We start from the raw sequence: 1,710 nt of genomic DNA, 5'->3' as shown, positions 1-1,710 counted from the left end.
GCAAACGGGATCGAACCGATGACCCCCTGCTTGCAAAGCAGGTGCTCTACCAACTGAGCTATGCCCCCGTTCTTGGTGGGTCTGGGAGGACTTGAACCTCCGACCCCACGCTTATCAAGCGTGTGCTCTAACCAGCTGAGCTACAAACCCGGATTCTCTTCTTAAGCGAATCTTGTCTTCACTCAAGCTTTTCTCTTCCGCATCTTTTACAGTTTACCGATAAGTGTGAATGCATCAGGCCTCTTCTTTCTCTAGAAAGGAGGTGATCCAGCCGCAGGTTCCCCTACGGCTACCTTGTTACGACTTCACCCCAGTCATGAAGCATACCGTGGTAAGCGGGCTCCTTGCGGTTACCCTACCTACTTCTGGTATCCCCCACTCCCATGGTGTGACGGGCGGTGTGTACAAGACCCGGGAACGTATTCACCGCAGTATGCTGACCTGCGATTACTAGCGATTCCGACTTCATGCACTCGAGTTGCAGAGTGCAATCCGGACTACGATCGGTTTTGTGAGATTGGCTCCACCTCGCGGCTTGGCTACCCTCTGTACCGACCATTGTATGACGTGTGAAGCCCTGGTCATAAGGGCCATGAGGACTTGACGTCATCCCCACCTTCCTCCGGCTTGTCACCGGCAGTCTCATTAGAGTGCCCAACTTAATGATGGCAACTAATGACAAGGGTTGCGCTCGTTGCGGGACTTAACCCAACATCTCACGACACGAGCTGACGACAGCCATGCAGCACCTGTGTTACGGCTCCCGAAGGCACTCCTCCGTCTCTGGAGGATTCCGTACATGTCAAGACCAGGTAAGGTTCTTCGCGTTGCATCGAATTAATCCACATCATCCACCGCTTGTGCGGGTCCCCGTCAATTCCTTTGAGTTTTAATCTTGCGACCGTACTCCCCAGGCGGTCAATTTCACGCGTTAGCTACGCTACTAAGCAATCAAGTTGCCCAACAGCTAATTGACATCGTTTAGGGCGTGGACTACCAGGGTATCTAATCCTGTTTGCTACCCACGCTTTCGAGCATGAACGTCAGTGTTATCCCAGGAGGCTGCCTTCGCCATCGGTATTCCTCCACATCTCTACGCATTTCACTGCTACACGTGGAATTCTACCTCCCTCTGACACACTCTAGTCACCCAGTTCAGAACGCAGTTCCCAGGTTGAGCCCGGGGATTTCACATCCTGCTTAAGTAACCGTCTGCGCTCGCTTTACGCCCAGTAATTCCGATTAACGCTCGCACCCTACGTATTACCGCGGCTGCTGGCACGTAGTTAGCCGGTGCTTATTCTTCAGGTACCGTCATCAGCTGTCGATATTAGCAACAGCCTTTTCTTCCCTGACAAAAGTCCTTTACAACCCGAAGGCCTTCTTCAGACACGCGGCATGGCTGGATCAGGCTTGCGCCCATTGTCCAAAATTCCCCACTGCTGCCTCCCGTAGGAGTCTGGGCCGTGTCTCAGTCCCAGTGTGGCGGATCATCCTCTCAGACCCGCTACTGATCGTCGCCTTGGTAGGCCTTTACCCCACCAACTAGCTAATCAGATATCGGCCGCTCGAATAACGCAAGGCCCGAAGGTCCCCTGCTTTCCTCCTCAGAGAATATGCGGTATTAGCTAATCTTTCGATTAGTTATCCCCCATTACTCGGTACGTTCCGATATGTTACTCACCCGTTCGCCACTCGCCACCCAAGAAG

The 1,710-nt window shown here is 53.1% G+C and carries 1 tRNA gene and 1 rRNA gene; both read right to left on the bottom strand.

The annotated features are described in order from the left end of the window. Positions 1–73 precede the first annotated feature (73 nt). Positions 74–150, bottom strand: a tRNA-Ile gene (locus O3661_RS10570). Positions 151–255: 105 nt separating this feature from the next. Beyond that, a 16S ribosomal RNA gene (locus O3661_RS10565) occupies positions 256–1,710 on the bottom strand; the annotation flags it as partial.

Source organism: Neisseria sp. 20925_1_37 (assembly GCF_041433255.1).
Lineage (GTDB): Bacteria > Pseudomonadota > Gammaproteobacteria > Burkholderiales > Neisseriaceae > Neisseria > Neisseria flavescens_D.
The sequence above is the reverse complement of the archived record's forward strand: the minus strand, read 5'-3'. Positions and strand labels throughout refer to the sequence as shown.